Source organism: Paenirhodobacter huangdaonensis (assembly GCF_004022465.1).
In the GTDB taxonomy this organism is placed as follows: Bacteria; Pseudomonadota; Alphaproteobacteria; order Rhodobacterales; family Rhodobacteraceae; genus Rhodobacter; species Rhodobacter huangdaonensis.
The window spans coordinates 1-880 of sequence record NZ_SAVA01000034.1 but is presented as its reverse complement, the minus strand read 5'-3'; the positions used below and the strand labels follow the sequence as shown (position 1 = coordinate 880).

The 880-nt window shown below is 68.6% G+C and carries 1 protein-coding gene; it reads left to right on the top strand.

Features of this window, described 5'->3' with window-relative positions:
• The first annotated feature begins 1 nt into the window (after position 1).
• Entirely contained in the window at positions 2–880 is an 879-nt protein-coding gene (gene folD / locus EOW66_RS20270) for a bifunctional methylenetetrahydrofolate dehydrogenase/methenyltetrahydrofolate cyclohydrolase FolD (RefSeq protein ID WP_128158087.1), read from the top strand.

Sequence of the window (880 nt, the reverse complement as noted above, 5' to 3'; positions counted from 1 at the left end):
GATCATCGACGGGAAGGCCTTCGCGGCCAGGGTGCGGGCGCAGGTGGCCGAACATGTGGCGCGGCTGCGCGAGGAGCAGGGGATCACCCCGGGGCTCGCGGTGGTGCTGGTGGGCGAGGATCCGGCATCGACAGTCTATGTCCGCAACAAGGGCAAGCAGACCGTCGAGGTCGGGATGAATTCTTACGAACACAAGCTGCCGGCCGAGACCTCGGAGGCCGGGCTGCTCGGCCTGATCGCTCAGCTCAACGCCGATCCGGCGGTGCACGGCATCCTCGTGCAGCTGCCGCTGCCGGGGCATCTGAACAGCGATCTGGTGATCAACGCCATCGACCCCGCGAAGGACGTCGACGGCTTCCACATCTCGAATGTGGGGCTTCTGGGCACCGGGCAGAAGGCGATGGTGCCCTGCACGCCGCTCGGCTGCCTGATGATGCTGCGCGACCATCTGGGCAGCCTCAGCGGCCTCGATGCCGTGGTCGTCGGCCGCTCGAACATCGTCGGCAAGCCGATGGCGCAGCTGCTTCTGGGCGACAGCTGCACGGTGACGATCGCGCATTCGCGCACGCAGGATCTGGGCGAAGTCTGCCGCCGCGCCGACATTCTCGTCGCCGCCGTGGGCCGGCCCGAGATGATCCCGGGCGCTTGGGTGAAGCCGGGCGCCACGGTGATCGACGTCGGCATCAACCGCATCGAGCGCGACGGCAAGACGAAGCTGGTGGGCGATGTCGATTTCGCCTCTGCGTCGCAGGTCGCGGGGGCGATCACCCCGGTGCCGGGCGGCGTCGGGCCGATGACCATCGCCTGTCTGCTCGCCAATACGCTGACCGCCTGCTGCCGTGCCAACGGCCTGCCCGAACCCGAGGGGCTCACCGCCTGA